This window comes from Phyllobacterium pellucidum (assembly GCF_013327855.1).
Classification (GTDB): Bacteria; Pseudomonadota; Alphaproteobacteria; order Rhizobiales; family Rhizobiaceae; genus Phyllobacterium; species Phyllobacterium pellucidum.
The window spans coordinates 482,445-497,516 of the sequence record NZ_JABUMX010000001.1 but is presented as its reverse complement, the minus strand read 5'-3'; the positions used below and the strand labels follow the sequence as shown (position 1 = coordinate 497,516).

Annotated in this window: 16 protein-coding genes; 8 read left to right on the top strand and 8 right to left on the bottom strand. The window is 59.9% G+C overall.

Going from position 1 to position 15,072, the window contains the following annotated elements:
* Positions 1 to 80: 80 nt before the first annotated feature.
* The gene (locus tag HQ945_RS02460; protein WP_027229876.1) at positions 81 to 746 is read left to right on the top strand and encodes a BON domain-containing protein; all 666 of its coding nucleotides are present in this window, start codon (positions 81 to 83) and stop codon (positions 744 to 746) included.
* Between the two features lie 120 nt (positions 747 to 866).
* Entirely contained in the window at positions 867 to 1,514 is a 648-nt protein-coding gene (locus tag HQ945_RS02455) for a hypothetical protein (protein WP_174207620.1), read from the top strand.
* Positions 1,515 to 1,519: 5 nt separating this feature from the next.
* On the opposite strand, the gene HQ945_RS02450 is transcribed toward HQ945_RS02455, so the two are convergent.
* A complete protein-coding gene (locus tag HQ945_RS02450) occupies positions 1,520 to 2,416 on the bottom strand; it encodes an alpha/beta fold hydrolase (protein ID WP_081815737.1) in 897 nt (298 codons plus the stop codon).
* Positions 2,417 to 2,418: 2 nt separating this feature from the next.
* Positions 2,419 to 4,527, bottom strand: a complete 2,109-nt coding sequence (locus HQ945_RS02445) for a lytic transglycosylase domain-containing protein (RefSeq protein WP_113281976.1) — start codon at positions 4,525 to 4,527, stop codon at positions 2,419 to 2,421.
* Between the two features lie 278 nt (positions 4,528 to 4,805).
* Here HQ945_RS02445 and dapA point away from each other — a divergent pair, with 278 nt between their 5' ends.
* Complete coding sequence (gene dapA, locus HQ945_RS02440) at positions 4,806 to 5,687, top strand: 4-hydroxy-tetrahydrodipicolinate synthase (RefSeq protein ID WP_174207619.1); 882 nt, start codon at positions 4,806 to 4,808, stop codon at positions 5,685 to 5,687.
* A gap of 31 nt (positions 5,688 to 5,718) precedes the next feature.
* On the top strand, positions 5,719 to 6,207 hold the full coding sequence (gene smpB, locus HQ945_RS02435) for an SsrA-binding protein SmpB (RefSeq protein WP_113281975.1): 489 nt from the start codon (positions 5,719 to 5,721) through the stop codon (positions 6,205 to 6,207).
* A 332-nt stretch (positions 6,208 to 6,539) separates the two neighbouring features.
* Here smpB and HQ945_RS02430 read toward each other — a convergent pair whose 3' ends face one another.
* Positions 6,540 to 7,745 carry a multidrug effflux MFS transporter gene (locus HQ945_RS02430; RefSeq protein ID WP_091919137.1) on the bottom strand — a complete coding sequence of 402 codons (1,206 nt, stop codon included), beginning with the start codon at positions 7,743 to 7,745 and terminating at the stop codon, positions 6,540 to 6,542.
* Between the two features lie 146 nt (positions 7,746 to 7,891).
* On the bottom strand, positions 7,892 to 8,224 hold the full coding sequence (grxD, locus tag HQ945_RS02425) for a Grx4 family monothiol glutaredoxin (RefSeq protein WP_027229870.1): 333 nt from the start codon (positions 8,222 to 8,224) through the stop codon (positions 7,892 to 7,894).
* A gap of 218 nt (positions 8,225 to 8,442) precedes the next feature.
* Here grxD and HQ945_RS02420 point away from each other — a divergent pair, with 218 nt between their 5' ends.
* The gene (locus HQ945_RS02420; RefSeq protein WP_174207618.1) at positions 8,443 to 9,153 is read left to right on the top strand and encodes a phosphodiester glycosidase family protein; all 711 of its coding nucleotides are present in this window, start codon (positions 8,443 to 8,445) and stop codon (positions 9,151 to 9,153) included.
* On the opposite strand, the gene HQ945_RS02415 is transcribed toward HQ945_RS02420, so the two are convergent.
* Both HQ945_RS02415 and purL read right to left on the bottom strand, forming a co-directional pair.
* Complete coding sequence (locus HQ945_RS02415; protein ID WP_027229868.1) at positions 9,150 to 9,383, bottom strand: BolA/IbaG family iron-sulfur metabolism protein; 234 nt, start codon at positions 9,381 to 9,383, stop codon at positions 9,150 to 9,152. The two genes, HQ945_RS02420 and HQ945_RS02415, sit on opposite strands and share 4 nt — an antisense overlap.
* Positions 9,384 to 9,395: 12 nt before the next feature.
* Complete coding sequence (gene purL / locus HQ945_RS02410) at positions 9,396 to 11,627, bottom strand: phosphoribosylformylglycinamidine synthase subunit PurL (protein WP_113281972.1); 2,232 nt, start codon at positions 11,625 to 11,627, stop codon at positions 9,396 to 9,398.
* Between the two features lie 184 nt (positions 11,628 to 11,811).
* On the opposite strand from purL, the gene HQ945_RS02405 reads away from it, so the two are divergent.
* Both HQ945_RS02405 and HQ945_RS02400 read left to right on the top strand, forming a co-directional pair.
* Complete coding sequence (locus HQ945_RS02405; RefSeq protein ID WP_027229866.1) at positions 11,812 to 12,579, top strand: SDR family NAD(P)-dependent oxidoreductase; 768 nt, start codon at positions 11,812 to 11,814, stop codon at positions 12,577 to 12,579.
* A gap of 57 nt (positions 12,580 to 12,636) precedes the next feature.
* Positions 12,637 to 12,963 carry a DUF1330 domain-containing protein gene (locus HQ945_RS02400; protein WP_027229865.1) on the top strand — a complete coding sequence of 109 codons (327 nt, stop codon included), beginning with the start codon at positions 12,637 to 12,639 and terminating at the stop codon, positions 12,961 to 12,963.
* A 13-nt stretch (positions 12,964 to 12,976) separates the two neighbouring features.
* Here HQ945_RS02400 and HQ945_RS02395 read toward each other — a convergent pair whose 3' ends face one another.
* Positions 12,977 to 13,642 (bottom strand): uracil-DNA glycosylase family protein, encoded by a 666-nt coding sequence (locus HQ945_RS02395; protein WP_113282073.1) that lies wholly within the window; start codon positions 13,640 to 13,642, stop codon positions 12,977 to 12,979.
* The gene (locus HQ945_RS02390; RefSeq protein WP_027229863.1) at positions 13,642 to 14,214 is read right to left on the bottom strand and encodes a LabA-like NYN domain-containing protein; all 573 of its coding nucleotides are present in this window, start codon (positions 14,212 to 14,214) and stop codon (positions 13,642 to 13,644) included. The genes HQ945_RS02395 and HQ945_RS02390 overlap by 1 nt, the downstream gene beginning before the upstream one ends.
* A 299-nt stretch (positions 14,215 to 14,513) precedes the next feature.
* On the opposite strand from HQ945_RS02390, the gene rpoZ reads away from it, so the two are divergent.
* Positions 14,514 to 14,918: a DNA-directed RNA polymerase subunit omega gene (gene rpoZ, locus HQ945_RS02385; protein ID WP_027229862.1), complete on the top strand. Its 405-nt coding sequence runs from the start codon at positions 14,514 to 14,516 to the stop codon at positions 14,916 to 14,918.
* Positions 14,919 to 15,072: the final 154 nt, after the last annotated feature.

Sequence of the window (15,072 nt, the reverse complement as noted above, 5' to 3'; positions counted from 1 at the left end):
GGTAGTCGTGTTGAAATGGCCATGAACATGGGGCAAGACATAGCTCCAGCCCACCGAGACTGAGAGAAAGCCTTAGGAATATGCGTACCATCAGGAGCTGGTTCTGGCCCGGTGTCATCACCGTCGCACTTCTGACGGTTCTTGCCGGCTGGTTCCTCACTGATCCAATCGACCAGCAACTCACGGATGCGGCCAATGCTGCGCTGAGTGCCGATAATTCCTGGGCGAGCGCCGATATTGACGGCCGCGATCTTACCTTGAAGGGTGTCGCTCCATCCGAAGAGGCGCTTGCTGCCGCTCTTGGGATCGCCGCAAGCACGCCCGGCGTGAGAACCATAGATAATCAGGCGACGCTTTTGCCCCTGGCCGAACCGTTTTCCTTCGTCATCACCAAATCCGACGACGGCATATTGCTGTCAGGGAACGTCCCATTCGGCGATTCGCGCGCGCGAATTCTCGCGTCTGCCGAAAACGCCATGCCGGGCATCGAAATCCTCGACGAATTGGCCGTTGCGCGCGGCGCGCCGGAAGGTTTTCTCGATCTTGTCGACTTCGCATTGAGTCAGGCGGCGCAACTGACCAACGGAGAGGTGGAAATCTCGGGCAAGACCTATAGTATCAGCGGCACCGCGGCCAATGCCGCCGATTACGATGCAATCAACGCCGCCTTGCGCGCTCCCATTCCCGGTAATGGCAAGCCGGGCGAGATCAAGCTCGAGGCCGCGGTCAATACCAGCGGAGGCTAGAAACATGTGGTTCATGATCGGTCAGCTCTGGCTCTTCCTGTTGATTGCTGCTCTTGTCGGGTTCTATGTCGGTTGGTCTACATACGACCGGGGCCAATGATGCAAACCAGGGGATAGACAATGGTTGTATTTCTTCTCCAGTCATTGTTTCTCATTGCTGCAGCCTTTGTCATCGGCGCGATTTTAGGCAATCTTTTCAAGCGGATGTCACCGAAACGCGAATCGGTTTCTGAAGTATCCACACGCGCTGCCGATGCGCGCCTGGCAGCAAGCCCCATTCTTCCGGCGAATGACGATGTGAGGCAGTCGGCCCGGGAGGCTGCCGCAATGATACCGCCAGCGGAACCCGTGCCGCCGGCGGAAGTCTCCGCGAGCGGCAAGCCGGCGCGCAGGACAGCCGCAAAGCGGGTGGCTGCGAAGACGGCTGTCGAACGCAGGTCCAATCCGCGGCAGGACGACAGCCACCGGCCCGTTATGCTCAAGGCGGCGCGGCGCGGCAAACCCGACAAACTCACTGATATCGACGGTATTGGCACCGCCATACAATCGCGGCTTTTCGATCTGGGGCTGTTTCATTTCGACCAGATTGCTGGCTGGTCGATTGAGGAAGCTGCGTGGGTGGGCGAGGAAATAGGATTTCCCGGCCGCGTGCAGAGGGAAGGGTGGATCAGACAGGCTGCGGCAAGGGTAAAGATGCCTGCGGCAGATCAACTGGCGAAGCCGAAACCAACAGCGCGGCGCAAGGCTGGAACGACCAAGCCCTCATAGACCGTTCAGGCAAGCGCGGTTTCGCGAAGGTCGATTCCAGCGGCAAAGGCTGCGATAAGTTCAGGCAAGCGTCCGGTTTCGAGCAAAGGCGCATGGCCTTGACCCGCAACATTGATGACCTGCATTGCGCGATGCCGGCGCGACATTTCCAGCACTGTTTCAGGTGTCAGCAGGCTGCTGTTTTCGCCGCGAATGACCAAGAGCGCCAGCTTTTCAAACAGGTCGAACTGCTCCCAAAGGTCGGGCAATTTCTTGTCGAAATCAATATTCGCCATGGTTTTCAGGAGGTTGAGATCGTAGTCCGGGCGAATGGTTCCGCGCTGCCTGCGATAGATCGCGCGCGCGAAGCGCATCCAGTCCGCTTCGGTCAGCGCCGGAAAGGCCGGTCCGTGCAGATTGCGCTGGCGCTCGATCGCCTCCGGCCAGGTGCGCGGATTGCGCGACTTGCGCAGATATTGCGTGATCTGGCGCAAGCCTTCAGGGGCGATTTCCGGCCCGATATCATTGAGAATGACACCGGCCAGCAACGTCGGCGCCACCGATGCCAGGATGTGGGTTATCAATCCCCCGCGCGAGGTTCCGAGAAAGATTGCACGGTCGATGCCGAGCGAACCAAGACCTGCAATAATGTCATTGGCTTCGACGCCAATATTGTAGTGGGACCAGTCGCGATCATATGCGGACAGTCCGCGACCGCGATAGTCGAATGTTATGACCTGGCGCGGCGTGTCGGGATGCTGCGACAGAAGTGCTGCGACTTCGTGAAAGTCGCGGCTGTTGCGGGTGAGGCCGGCAAGGCACACGAGCGGCACCGCCCCGGCGCGCTCCAATCCGTAAACCCTGCCATGGAGCTTCAGTCCATCGGGTGCATCGAAGCTGATCTCGCGATAGGCCTCGGCCAAATTCAACCCCGCCGTCCGGCGGTGAGATCGCTCTCTATCTGCGCCTTGCCGGTCAACCGCGCCTTGTAGACTTCATAGTTCTCCATGACCCGCTGCACGTAGTTGCGCGTTTCCGTGTAGGGAATGCGCTCGATCCAGTCGACCACCTCATCCACAGGCTTGCCACGCGGATCGCCATACCGCGCCACCCACTCGCTGGCGCGGCTCGGGCCGGCATTGTAGCCGGCAAAGGTAAGCACATACGAACCATCGAACTTGGCGATCTGCTCGCCGAGGAATTTGGCGCCGAGCGTTGCATTATAGGCAGCATCACCGGTCAAACGGTCCTTGGAGTAGGTCATGCCAGCGCGCTGGGCGACGCCCTTTGCGGTGCCCGGCAGCAACTGCAGCAGGCCGCGTGCTCCGGCGCTCGATACGGCAGTCGGGTTGAACTCGCTTTCCTGGCGGGCGATTGCATAGGCGAGGGCGGCACCGGAACCCGAAATATTGGCATTGCCCGGGATGGCGCCGACCGGATGTGACAGTGCACCGACGTCGATGCCGCGTTGCGCCGCGGTCTTGCCGACGCGCAGCGCCACGTAATGGTTGCCCTTGCGTTCGGCCATCACGGCGAGGAGAGCCAATTCGCCGGGGCTGTCGAGCTCCTGTGCCAGGCTGGAATAAAGAATTGCCGCCCGGGAATCATAGCCGGTGTCTTCCAGCCTCTGTATGGCTCGGACGGCTTCGCGCTGGGCAAATCGTGAACGTTCTGCATCAGACGGCTTGGGATAGGGTAGTTGCAGCCCGGATTGCCCGAGCTTTGCTGCTGCAAGCTGCCCGTAAAATGTCGTGCCATAGCGCGATGCGCGTGCATAATAATCGCGCGCGCTGCCTGCTGCGCCCGCCTCCGCGGCACGGCCCAGCCAGTAATAGGCGCGCGAGGCCGACATCGGGCGCGAGGAAATCTCGGCGATGCGCGTGAAATGGCGCTGTGCCGTGTTGGGATCATTGAGTCCGCGCAATGCGTACCAGCCGGCGTGGAACTCCGCTTCGGCGGCAACCGAAGGTGTTTCGGCGCTGTGCATTGCCGCCACGCGATAGGCGCGCTTGACGTCGCCCTGATCGAGAAGCTCGCGTGAAAGAACGCGCCGTTCCGTCCACCAGGCATCGGGGTCTACCAGCGCTGCGGCATCACGCGGCGCGGTCGCCATTACATCGGCTGCCTCACGGAATTTTTCCTGGCGGCGCAAATATTGCGCCTTGGCGAAGATATAGGCCGCATTTGACGCCCATGCGCCATGAACGGCGGCAAGCTTCTGGCCGGCATCCGGTGATTTTTGCAGGACGGCTGCGAATGCCTGGAACAAGGATTCTGCGTTGGCCAGCTTGGCGACACGCCCGGCCGACTTTACCTTGCCCTCGTAAAGCATCGTCAGCATGCGCGTCAGATGGTCGTCGCGGGAAATGACCTGCGAAAACTCCTTGAGGATCATTGTCTCCTGCGTGTCCTCGAGCTTCTTGGTCCGCCAGAACGCGCCGAGGATTTGCCGCGCGCGCGGAGCATTGCCGCTCGCCACATAGGCGCGGGCGAGGATAACGACGCCCTCTGTCGTCTGCGGTGCAGTATTGCCAAAGGCGTTGATGACGATCGAAGGCGCGGGATTTTCCTTATAGAGCGCCCGCTCCGAATTGTTGCGGAAGGTCGCCATGCCGGGCCAGCCGGGCAGTTCCTGCGCGGCATGGGCAATCTCCGAACTCGGTATGCCCGGCGCGTTGGAAAGACCGATCGCCCAGGTTAGGATATGGCGGTCGAGCGCGTCAACGGGCAGGCCGTTGCGAATGCCGAGCGCACGCTGCGCGTCGCCGGCGGAGAGGGCGTCAAGCCCGCTCTTGAGACTGCCGGCAATCGCCGAGGGCTTCGATGGTTGGGTGATGCCGGCGGTGGTGACCGGATCGGGCCGGGCCAGTACCTGCGTTGCCGGGCTGACGCGCGTTTGCGTCGACGCGAACGGCTTCAATCCGGGAACCGGGACGGCGGCCGAAGGTACGGGTGTTTGGGCATGGGAAGCCGTCGCCACCAACGCAAGCGTGGACGCGAGAAGAACGTGACGCAAAACAGAAGTTCTCAGCATACAACTACCAGTTTTTTGGAGCGGATCAGAGGGTCCCCCGGATCCGTGGAGACAATGAAGACGATAATAGTGGCGGACGTATGAAAGCACTCTTAACAAAGGGTTATCCGAGCCCGTTGCATTAAACCTATTGCAACTCATGCTAGCGGAGATATGCATCAACTTGATGTGTTTCATCAGGCAAATGAACTTGCTCCAGACGATCTGCGCGATTATGGTGCGCCACCTTTAGCCCCCGCGTGGACGGGGGCGACCAACTGCCATACCGGAGTTTCGCAATGCTGAAAGGCTCAATCACCGCTCTCGTAACGCCCTTCCTCGAGGATGGTTCGTTCGACGAGAAAGCCTTTCGCAGCTTCGTTTCCTGGCAGATCGCCGAGGGCACCAACGGCCTCGTCCCGGTTGGCACCACCGGTGAATCGCCGACGCTGTCGCACAGCGAACATAAGCGCGTGGTCGAGGTCTGCATCGAGGAAGCTGCAGGCAAGGTGCCGGTGATCGCCGGCGCCGGCTCCAACAACACCCGCGAAGCCATTGAACTCGCAGAGTTTTCGCAGAAGGCGGGGGCAAACGCCATTCTTGTGGTGACGCCCTATTACAACAAGCCGAACCAGCGCGGGCTTTACGCACATTACAAGGCGATTGCCGAGGCTGTAACGCTGCCGATCATCATCTATAACATTCCGGGCCGCTCGATCATCGACATGACGCCGGAGACGATGGGTCAGCTCGCACACGACTTCAAGAACATCAAGGGTGTGAAGGATGCGACCGGCAAGATCGAGCGCGTTTCCGAGCAACGCCTGACCTGCGGCAAGGAATTCATCCAGCTTTCCGGCGAGGATGCGACCGCGCTCGGCTTCAACGCACATGGTGGCGTCGGTTGCATCTCGGTGACGTCCAATGTCGCGCCGCGCCTCTGTGCCGAATTCCAGGCGGCGACACTTGCCGGCGACTACGGCAAGGCAGTCGAATTGCAGGACCGGCTCCTGCCGCTGCACAAGGCTCTGTTCCTGGAGCCAAATCCGTCCGGCCCGAAATATGCGCTCGCCAAGCTCGGCAAGATCAAGAACGCATTGCGCTCGCCGCTCGTCGCCGTCGAGGCTGCAACCGCCGAGCGGATCGACAGGGCCATGCAACATGCCGGTTTGATCAACTGACAAATCAGTTGAAACGCACTATATAGCCTGCATGAACAAGCCGAAATCTGCGTCAAAACCCACGACGGCTCGCAAGATCATTGCCGAGAACCGTAAAGCGCGCTTCAACTTCGAGATTCTCGATACGCTCGAGGCTGGCCTCGTGCTTGCGGGTACGGAGGTCAAGTCGCTGCGCCGTAACCAGTCGAACATTGCCGAAAGCTATGCCAGCTTCGAGAACGGCGAGTTCTGGCTGATCAACAGCTATATACCGGAGTATCTCGAGGCTAACCGCTTCAACCATGAGCCCCGCCGTCACCGCAAGCTGCTGATAAACAAGCGGGAAATGTCGCGGCTGGCGCAGTCTGTCGACCGCGAGGGCATGACGATCGTTCCCCTGAAGCTCTATTTCAATGACCGCGGCCGCGCGAAGCTCGAGATCGCCGTCGCGCGCGGTAAGAAACTGCACGATAAGCGCGAGACCGAGAAACAGCGCGACTGGAACCGCGAGAAGTCCCGGCTCCTGCGCGATCGCGGCTGATACCTGCATGAGCGGTCGAAGATGGATCCTCGGGACAAGGGCCCGAGGATGACGGGGGGGTGCGTGCAGCGATCGAAGTCCTGAGAGGCATCGGCGGCGGGCTACAGCGACGGAGAGGGTTGTGCCGTTTGCCGGGGTAACGGAGACGTTGGAGCGTCGGGCGAAGGCTCACGACGGGCAAATCTCCGCCCGGCGCAGGTGGGTGGAGACATCCTCCGTTCCCCGCGGCCGTCATACTCGGGCTCGTCTCGAGGACCCAACTTCCTTACGGGCACCGCAATGAAGTCCGGGGCAACTGATCCCTAGACCCATGAACGTGCGGCGCGCCAAATCTAAACCGGCCTGTTGTGCGGCTGGAATAGCCGTCCGCGTTCGGCGATAAGCACAAACACCAATCCGATCAGCGACAGGACGAAGAAGCCGGCCACAAGCGGCAGCGTCGTGCCGTTAAAGGCCTGGCCGATCACTGCTCCGACAACGCCGCCGCCGGCCGTACTCATGAAGCCGAGGACCGACGAGGCCGTGCCCGCCACGTGTCCCAGCGGTTCCATCGCCAGCGCGTTGAAATTCGAGCCGATCCAGCCGAACTGGAACATCGCCAGTGCAAATAGCAGCAGGTAAATCGGGAACGGCGTCGGATTTGGCCCAAGGATCGTCAACAGCAGCCAGAATCCATTGACGGCAAGGAACGAGAGGAGAGCGCCATGGGACAGGCGGCGCATGCCGAACCGGCCGACAAGGCGCGAATTCAGGAAGGACGACACGGCCATGGTCACGGCGACCGCTGAAAACGCCACCGGGAACCACACGCCAAGATCATAGATGCCGACATAGATCTGCTGGGCCGAATTGATGAAGCCGAACAGCGCGCCGAAGATGAATGAATTCGCCAGCGTGTAGCAAAGCGCGACGCGATTGGTGAGCACGATCCTGAAGCCTTGCAACACCGACTTCAGGGTAAAGGGGCGAACATCGGCCGGATCGAGCGTTTCCGGCAGGCGCAGGTAGACCCAAACCAGAACCGCGCTCGCGATCGCAGCCATGAAGATGAAGATGAGGTGCCAGTTGCCGAACAGCATGACTGTCTGGCCGGTTCCCGGCGCGATGACCGGGACGATCATGAACACCATCATGATGAGCGACATGACCTCCGCCATGCTGCGGCCGCCATAAACGTCGCGCACGATCGAAATGGTAATGACGCGCGTTGCTGCCGAACCAATGCCCTGCAGCAAACGGAACAATAGAAGCGACGTGAAAGTCGGCACGAACACGCAGGCGAGCGCCGAGCCGATATAGACGACGAGGCCGACGAACATCGGGACGCGGCGGCCGAAGCGGTCGGAGATCGGGCCATAGAACAATTGCGAAACGGCAAAACCCATCAGATAGGCCGAGATGACATATTGCCGATGATTTTCGCTGGCAACGCCGAGGCTCGCCCCAATCTGCTGCAGGCCGGGAAGCATGATGTCTATGGCAAGCGCATTGATCGCCATCAGCATCGCCATCATCGCGATGAATTCCGCTTTCCCCATTCCCCTCAGGCGGGCGGCGGAAGTGGTCGTCGAACTGTCCATGATCAAACCTGCAAATATCAACAAAGACAAAGGCGTCGGAGCGGCCGACGCCTTTCGAAACAAGGTACCGGGCAATCCCGGAACCGATTGGAACTATTGCGTAATCAGGCGGCCTTGGTAGCGACGCCCTTTTCGCTGAGGAGGTTTTGCAACTCGCCTGCCTGGAACATTTCGCGGATGATGTCGCAACCGCCGACAAATTCACCCTTCACATAAAGCTGCGGAATGGTCGGCCAGTTGGAATAGTCCTTGATGCCTTGGCGCAGTTCGTTGGATGAAAGAACATTCACACCCTTATAGTCGACGCCGATATAGTCGAGAATCTGCACGACCTGGCCGGAAAAGCCGCATTGCGGAAAGCCGGGCGTGCCCTTCATGAAGAGAACGACATCGTTGCTCTTGACCTCACTGTCGATGAATTCATTGATACCGCTCATTTCGGCAACCTTTCACCCCAAGATGTGACGAATCGTCATTTCATGGTTCAATTGTTTTCGTTGTTTACAGATAGCGCTTCAATTTAGTCAAAACAAGGCTGGTGAGGGTGTCATATCGTATCATCATCGCTGCCGGCGTGCTTCTTGCCGCAATCGCGGCGGGATTATTTGCCCAACTTGGGCAATTGCGGCCGGCGACCGGAGCGTCAGGAGGTACTATGGTTTCGCTTCCTTTTGACCGCAAGGACCTGCCGGCCCCTTGCCGCACTGTCGACTTCGAGGGCAGCGGCAACATCGTCTGCGAAGTTGATCTGCGCTCCTACGAGGTCCGGCGTGGCCTCGATGGTGCGGATGGCAAGCCCTATGGCTCGCTCGCATCATTCATGGCGGGACAACCGGCCGCGGCGAAGCTCGTTCTCTCAATGAATGCCGGGATGTACGAGCCCGACATGAGGCCGGTTGGCCTTTACGTCGAGGAAGGGAAAGCGATTGCGCCTCTCAACACTGGAGAGGCTCCAGGCAATTTCTACATGAAACCCAACGGCGTGTTCTTCGTCGCAAAAGATGGCACGGCCGGCGTTGTTTCGACCGAAGCCTACGGGAAGGCAGCCCCTGATGTTCGCATTGCCACGCAATCAGGGCCCATGCTCGTCATCGACGGGAAGGTGCACCCGCGCTTCGAACCGAACGGCACGTCGCGCTATGTCCGCAATGGCGTCGGTGTCCGCGATCCGAATACGATCGTACTGGCTATTTCCACGGAACCGGTCAGTCTCGGCCGCTTCGCGCGCCTTTTCAGGGATGAGCTTGGCTGCGCCAACGCTCTGTTCTTCGACGGGATGATTTCTGCCCTGTCAAACGACCGGAAGGTGTTGCTTGGAGGAACCGATCCGGTGGGACCGATTCTGGCAGTGTACGAAAAGTCTTAGTCCGGGGCGCTCGTCTGCAGGGCGAGGGCGTGCAGTACGCCCCCCATATTGCCTTTCAATGCGTCGTAAACCATCTGGTGCTGCTGCACGCGCGACTTGCCGCGAAAACTTTCCGCGACAACCTCGGCAGCATAGTGATCGCCGTCACCCGCGAGATCGCGGATCGTCACTTTTGCATCCGGAATGGCGTCTCGAATCATTTTCTCGATGTCGCGTGCATCCATTGCCATGCTGTTCTCTCCTCAAGCGGCCTGATTCTTATCGTCCACGTGACCGCTCATATAGTCAGGGAACCACGATTCGTGTGCTTGTGTCAGGTCTGACACAGATATGGAGAGCAGACCGCCGATCGTCAATGCGTTGCCGCCAACTGTCCCAAGCTTGCGGAACGGGAGACCGGAACCCTCGGCGTTGAGCGTGATCATGTTTGCCGCATCCGGGGCCACTGCAACGACGTAACGGGACTGATCTTCGCCGAACAGCAAGGCATGCGGCGCGCCTTCGCCGATCTCGACCGTCGCACCCTTGCCGGAGGCCATGCACATTTCAGCCAATGCGATGGCAAGCCCGCCGTCCGACAGATCGTGGCAAGCGGTTAACTGGCCGTTGCGGATCGCCGAGCGGACGAAATTGCCGTTGCGCTTTTCGACGCCGAGATCGACTGCTGGCGCCGGACCGTCGGCGCGGCCATGCAGATCGCGCAGGTAGATCGATTGTCCGAGATGCGTGCCGTCGACGCCGAGCAGGATCAGCACGTCGCCATCCTTCATGCCGCCGACCTTGGTGGTCTTGGTCCAATCTGGAATGAGCCCTACGCCGGCTATGGTCGGCGTCGGCAGGATGCCCTGGCCGTTGGTTTCATTATAGAGCGAGACATTGCCTGAAACGATCGGGAAGGAGAGGGCCCGGCAGGCCTCGCCGATACCGCCGATCGCCTTGACCAGCTGGCCCATGATCTCCGGCCGCTCCGGATTGCCGAAATTGAGGTTGTCGGTGGCGGCCAGGGGTTCGGCACCGACAGCGGTGAGATTGCGCCAGCATTCGGCCACTGCCTGCTTGCCGCCCTCGTAAGGATCGGCCTCCACATAGCGGGGCGTCACGTCGGAAGAAAAAGCGAGCGCCTTGCTTCTATTGCCATCGACACGGACAACGCCGGCATCGCCGCCGGGAACCTGCAGGGAATTACCCTGAATCAGCGTATCATATTGCTCGTAGACCCAGCGCCGCGACGAAAGATCGGGGGAGCCGACCAACTGCAGCAGCGCTGCGCCATAGTCTGCGACTTCCGGCACATTGGCGGCTGGCAGCGGTGCATGCTTGCCGGGTTCCATCCACGGGCGGTCATATTCCGGCGCCTGGTCGCCAAGGTCCTTGATCGGAAGGTTGGCGACTTCATGTCCGCCATGCAGCACACGGAACCGCAGATCGTCCGTTGTGTAACCGACAATGGCAAAGTCGAGGCCCCATTTGCGGAAGATCGCTTCGGCTTCCTCTTCCTTTTCCGGGCGCAGCACCATGAGCATGCGCTCCTGGCTTTCGGAGAGCATCATCTCATAGGCGGTCATGCGCTCTTCGCGCACGGGAACGCTGTCGAGATTGAGCTCGATGCCGAGATCGCCCTTGGCGCCCATTTCAACAGCCGAGCAGGTCAGACCGGCCGCGCCCATATCCTGGATTGCGATGACGGCGCCGGAGGCCATCAGTTCAAGCGATGCTTCGAGAAGGCACTTTTCCGTAAACGGATCGCCCACCTGAACGGTCGGGCGCTTTTCGTCGATCGATTCATCGAATTCCGCCGAGGCCATGGTCGCGCCGCCGACGCCGTCGCGGCCCGTCTTGGCGCCGAGATAGACGACGGGCAGGCCGACGCCCTCTGCCTTCGAATAGAAAATCGCATCGGTCCTGGCGAGGCCGGCCGCAAAGGCGTTGACGAGGATATTGCCATTATAGCGAGCGTCGAAATTGACCTCGCCCCCGACCGTCGGAACGCCGAACGAATTGCCGTAGCCGCCGACACCCTCGACGACGCCGGAAACGAGGTGGCGGGTCTTCGGATGGGCCGGGTCGCCGAAGCGCAGCGCATTCATCGCCGCAATCGGCCGGGCGCCCATGGTGAACACGTCGCGCAATATGCCGCCGACGCCGGTCGCAGCGCCCTGGTAGGGCTCGATATAGGAGGGGTGATTGTGGCTCTCCATCTTGAAGACCACGCATTCGCCGTCGCCGATATCGACCACGCCGGCGTTTTCGCCAGGGCCCTGGATGACCTGCGGTCCGGTGGTCGGCAGGGTGCGCAGCCACTTCTTGGAAGACTTGTACGAGCAGTGCTCGTTCCACATGGCGGAAAAGATGCCGAGCTCCGTAAATGTCGGCTCGCGTCCGATCAGATCGAGAATACGCTGGTATTCATCCGGCTTCAGCCCGTGCGAGGCAACGAGTTCCGGTGTAATCGGGCGGGTATCGGGATTTGTCATGGGTTCTGGAGCATCCTTGGCGAGGGGGCGGCTTTCGGCCACTCTTTAACCTATGTAGTGCGGTCGCGCGACAGGAAAATAGCCCAAATCGACAAAGCCCCGGCATGCCCGAAACGACCTGCTCTTGTTCGGGAGAGGGGGCGCGCGTAACGTCATGTCGGATCATTTCATGGGGGAGACAGGCATGACGTGCAGGCTTCAGGACAAGGTGGCGATCATATCCGGCGGCGCCACGGGAATGGGGGGAGCGGCGTCGAAGCTCTTCGCCGCCGAGGGCGCAAAAGTGGCCATCGTCGACCGCAACGAGGCGGCAGCTGCTGCAACCGTTGCCGAGATCAGTGCGGCGGGCGGCGAGGCCGCCTACTTCGTTGCCGATGTCTCGGATGAGGCTCAGGTAAACAGGGCCGTTGAAGCCACGTTCGAGCACTTCGGCCCGGTTACCGTATTGTTCAATCACGCCGGCACAATCGTCATCAAGCCGTTCCTCGAAACGACGCTCGAGGAATGGGATTGGCTGCATGCGGTCAACGTGCGCTCGATGTATCTGATGACGAGGGCAGTAATCCCTCACATGATCGAGGCCGGCGGCGGCTCGATCGTCTGCACCTCGTCGATTTCGGCGGTTGCCGCAACCCCGATGGAAGTGCTCTACGACACCACCAAGGGCGCGTGCCACATGTTCGCTCGCGCGATCGCCGTCGAGTTTCGCGACCGCAACATCCGCTGCAATGCGGTTTGCCCCGGTTTCATCCGCACCCCGCACGGCTTGCGCGAGGTGGATGAATTGCAAAAGCGCGGCGTCGATGTATCGGACGCGGCCATGCAGGCGGCGCAGGGCCGGATCGGCGAGCCGGAGGAGGTGGCGCGCGCGGCGCTGTTTCTTGCCAGCGACGAATCCTCCTTCATCACCGGTACGCATCTCTTCGTCGACAATGGATTTACAGCGATCTAGTCGACTGTGCTAAGCTTGCCACGGGCACCTTAACAGCCGACTCTAGGGAGACGGAGGATGACGGCTTACCTGATTGCTGACGTGAAGGTGACGGACGATAAATGGATACCGAAATACGCGGCGGCGGTGCATGACATAGCGCACAAGCACGGCGGCAAGTATCTGTCGCGCAGCGGCAATATTACCTTGCTGGAGGGAAAGCCGCTCGACACGACGTTGATTGCTATCATCGAGTTTCCTTCGACCGAGGCGGCCGAAGCCTTCGCCAGCGATCCGGAATATGCGCCCTATGCGAGTGCGCGGCAGTCAGGCAGCGAGAGCCGCTTCCGCATCATCGACGATACGGATCTTGCCGGGAGCATCCCCTACCTGCCGAAGGGGTGATTCCCCAATCAGGCTAGGCAGCGATGGCGTCGAGGTGTTTTCGCACCTCGGCGAACACGCTCTTGAACATGGCTTCGGTCAGGCGGCCGGTGTTGGTGTTGTAGCGCGAGCAATGATAGCTCGAGAAAATCCGGACATTGCCAATCTCGGCTCTGCCGCCATGGCTGAATGGATAGGCAGATACCGGCTGCTTCAGCGCACGAATTGTCGATTGGTGCGCAATGGTGCCGAGCGTCACTATGGCGCGCAGACCGGCAAATTGTTCGATGGTCGGTGTCAGGAAGCGGCGGCAATTGCTGATCTCGCCGCCGACGGGCTTGTTCTCCGGCGGAACGCATCGCACCGCATTGGTGATGGCGGTATCGATCAGCTGCAATCCATCGTCCGGCCGCGCCGCAAAGGTGCCGCGGGAAAAACCGAACTCGCTCAGCGTTCCATAAAGAAGATCACCGGCATAGTCGCCCGTGAACGGCCGGCCGGTACGATTGGCGCCGCGCAGGCCAGGCGCCAGGCCGATGATAAGCAGACGAACGGATTGAGCACCACCGGCCGGCAGGAACGTCGGAACGGGCGCGTTGTGCCACCCCGGTTCCTTGTCCCGCCAAGCGGCGATGAAATCATGCAGACGCGTGCAAATAGGGCAGTCCGGAGAAGGCTCCGGACCCGTCAATTCTGCGATCAATAATCGACCTGTTCTTCTTCGACGCGGCGTGGTGTCCGTTCGGAAGGCTCGCGGCCGATTTCTGCACGCAGCGACACGAGGTCGATGAAGTGATCGGCCTGGCGGCGCAGTTCGTCGGAGATCATCGGCGGCTGCGTCGAGAGCGTCGATACGACGCTGACCTTGCGGCCCTTGCGCTGCAGCGCTTCGACGAGCGAGCGGAAGTCGCCATCGCCGGAGAAGATGACGAAATGGTCTACCGTGTCCGTCAGCTGCATGGCATCGACGGCAAGTTCGATGTCCATATTGCCCTTGATCTTGCGGCGGCCCGCAGAGTCGGTGAATTCCTTCGCCGGCTTGGTTACAACCTTATATCCGTTGTAGTCGAGCCAATCGATCAGCGGACGGATCGAAGAATATTCCTGATCCTCAACCAGTGCAGTGTAGTAATACGCACGAAGCAGGTAGCCGCGCTTGTGGAAAGCAGCGAGCAGCTTGCGATAATCTATATCGAAGCCGAGTACCTTGGAAGCCGCGTAGAGATTTGCACCGTCAATGAACAAGACGATCTTTTCTCGTGGATCAAACATAATAACGTTCCATTTCAAAAATCTAAGCTTAACTTCAAATCAGCTTGCTTATAATAGAGCCCGATCTGAACTTAATACGAAAGTAGGATATTTAGTACGTCGGGTCGAGGCAAAAGCCAATAGGTTCGTTGATATTTTGTCGAGGTTTCCGCCGATATGCGGTGATTGGCCCACGGCGCGAAGCTGTAAATTGCGCGAAAGCGTCAATATGCATCGGTGGCTTTTGCTTGTTTTTTGCGTTCATCCGCGTTATGTGCGGAGCAATCCGCTAATTCAGAGAAAAATGAAAGGGGCAGTTTATGGCCCGTGTCACTGTTGAAGATTGCGTTGACAAGGTTGAGAACCGGTTCGAACTCGTTCTCCTCGCCAGTCACCGCGCGCGCCTGATTTCCCAGGGCGCAGCGATCACGATCGATCGCGACAACGATAAGAATCCCGTGGTAGCCCTGCGTGAAATCGCCGATGAGACCCTTTCGCCGGGCGATCTGAAGGAAGATCTGATCCATTCCCTGCAAAAGCATGTCGAAGTGGACGAGCCCGAAGCGGTTGCGGTACCGCAGGTGACTGCCGGCGACAATGTGGCAGCCGATGTCGATGCCGACAGCGAAGCCGAAGACAATGTATCCTTCGACTCCATGTCGGAAGAGGAACTGCTGGCCGGAATCGAGGGTCTCGTGGCCCCGGAAAAGAGCGACGACTACTAAGTCAAATGTCGCGCCCCGGCGCGGTAGCGGCCGGCAAGGCTTTTGATGCGTCGCAGCTTTCTGCGGCGCATTATTTTTGCGGCTCCCGTGGTGCAATACCATATAGTCGCCATAACAATTTCGTGTTCGGCCAATTCTGTGTGTGAGGTCTTCG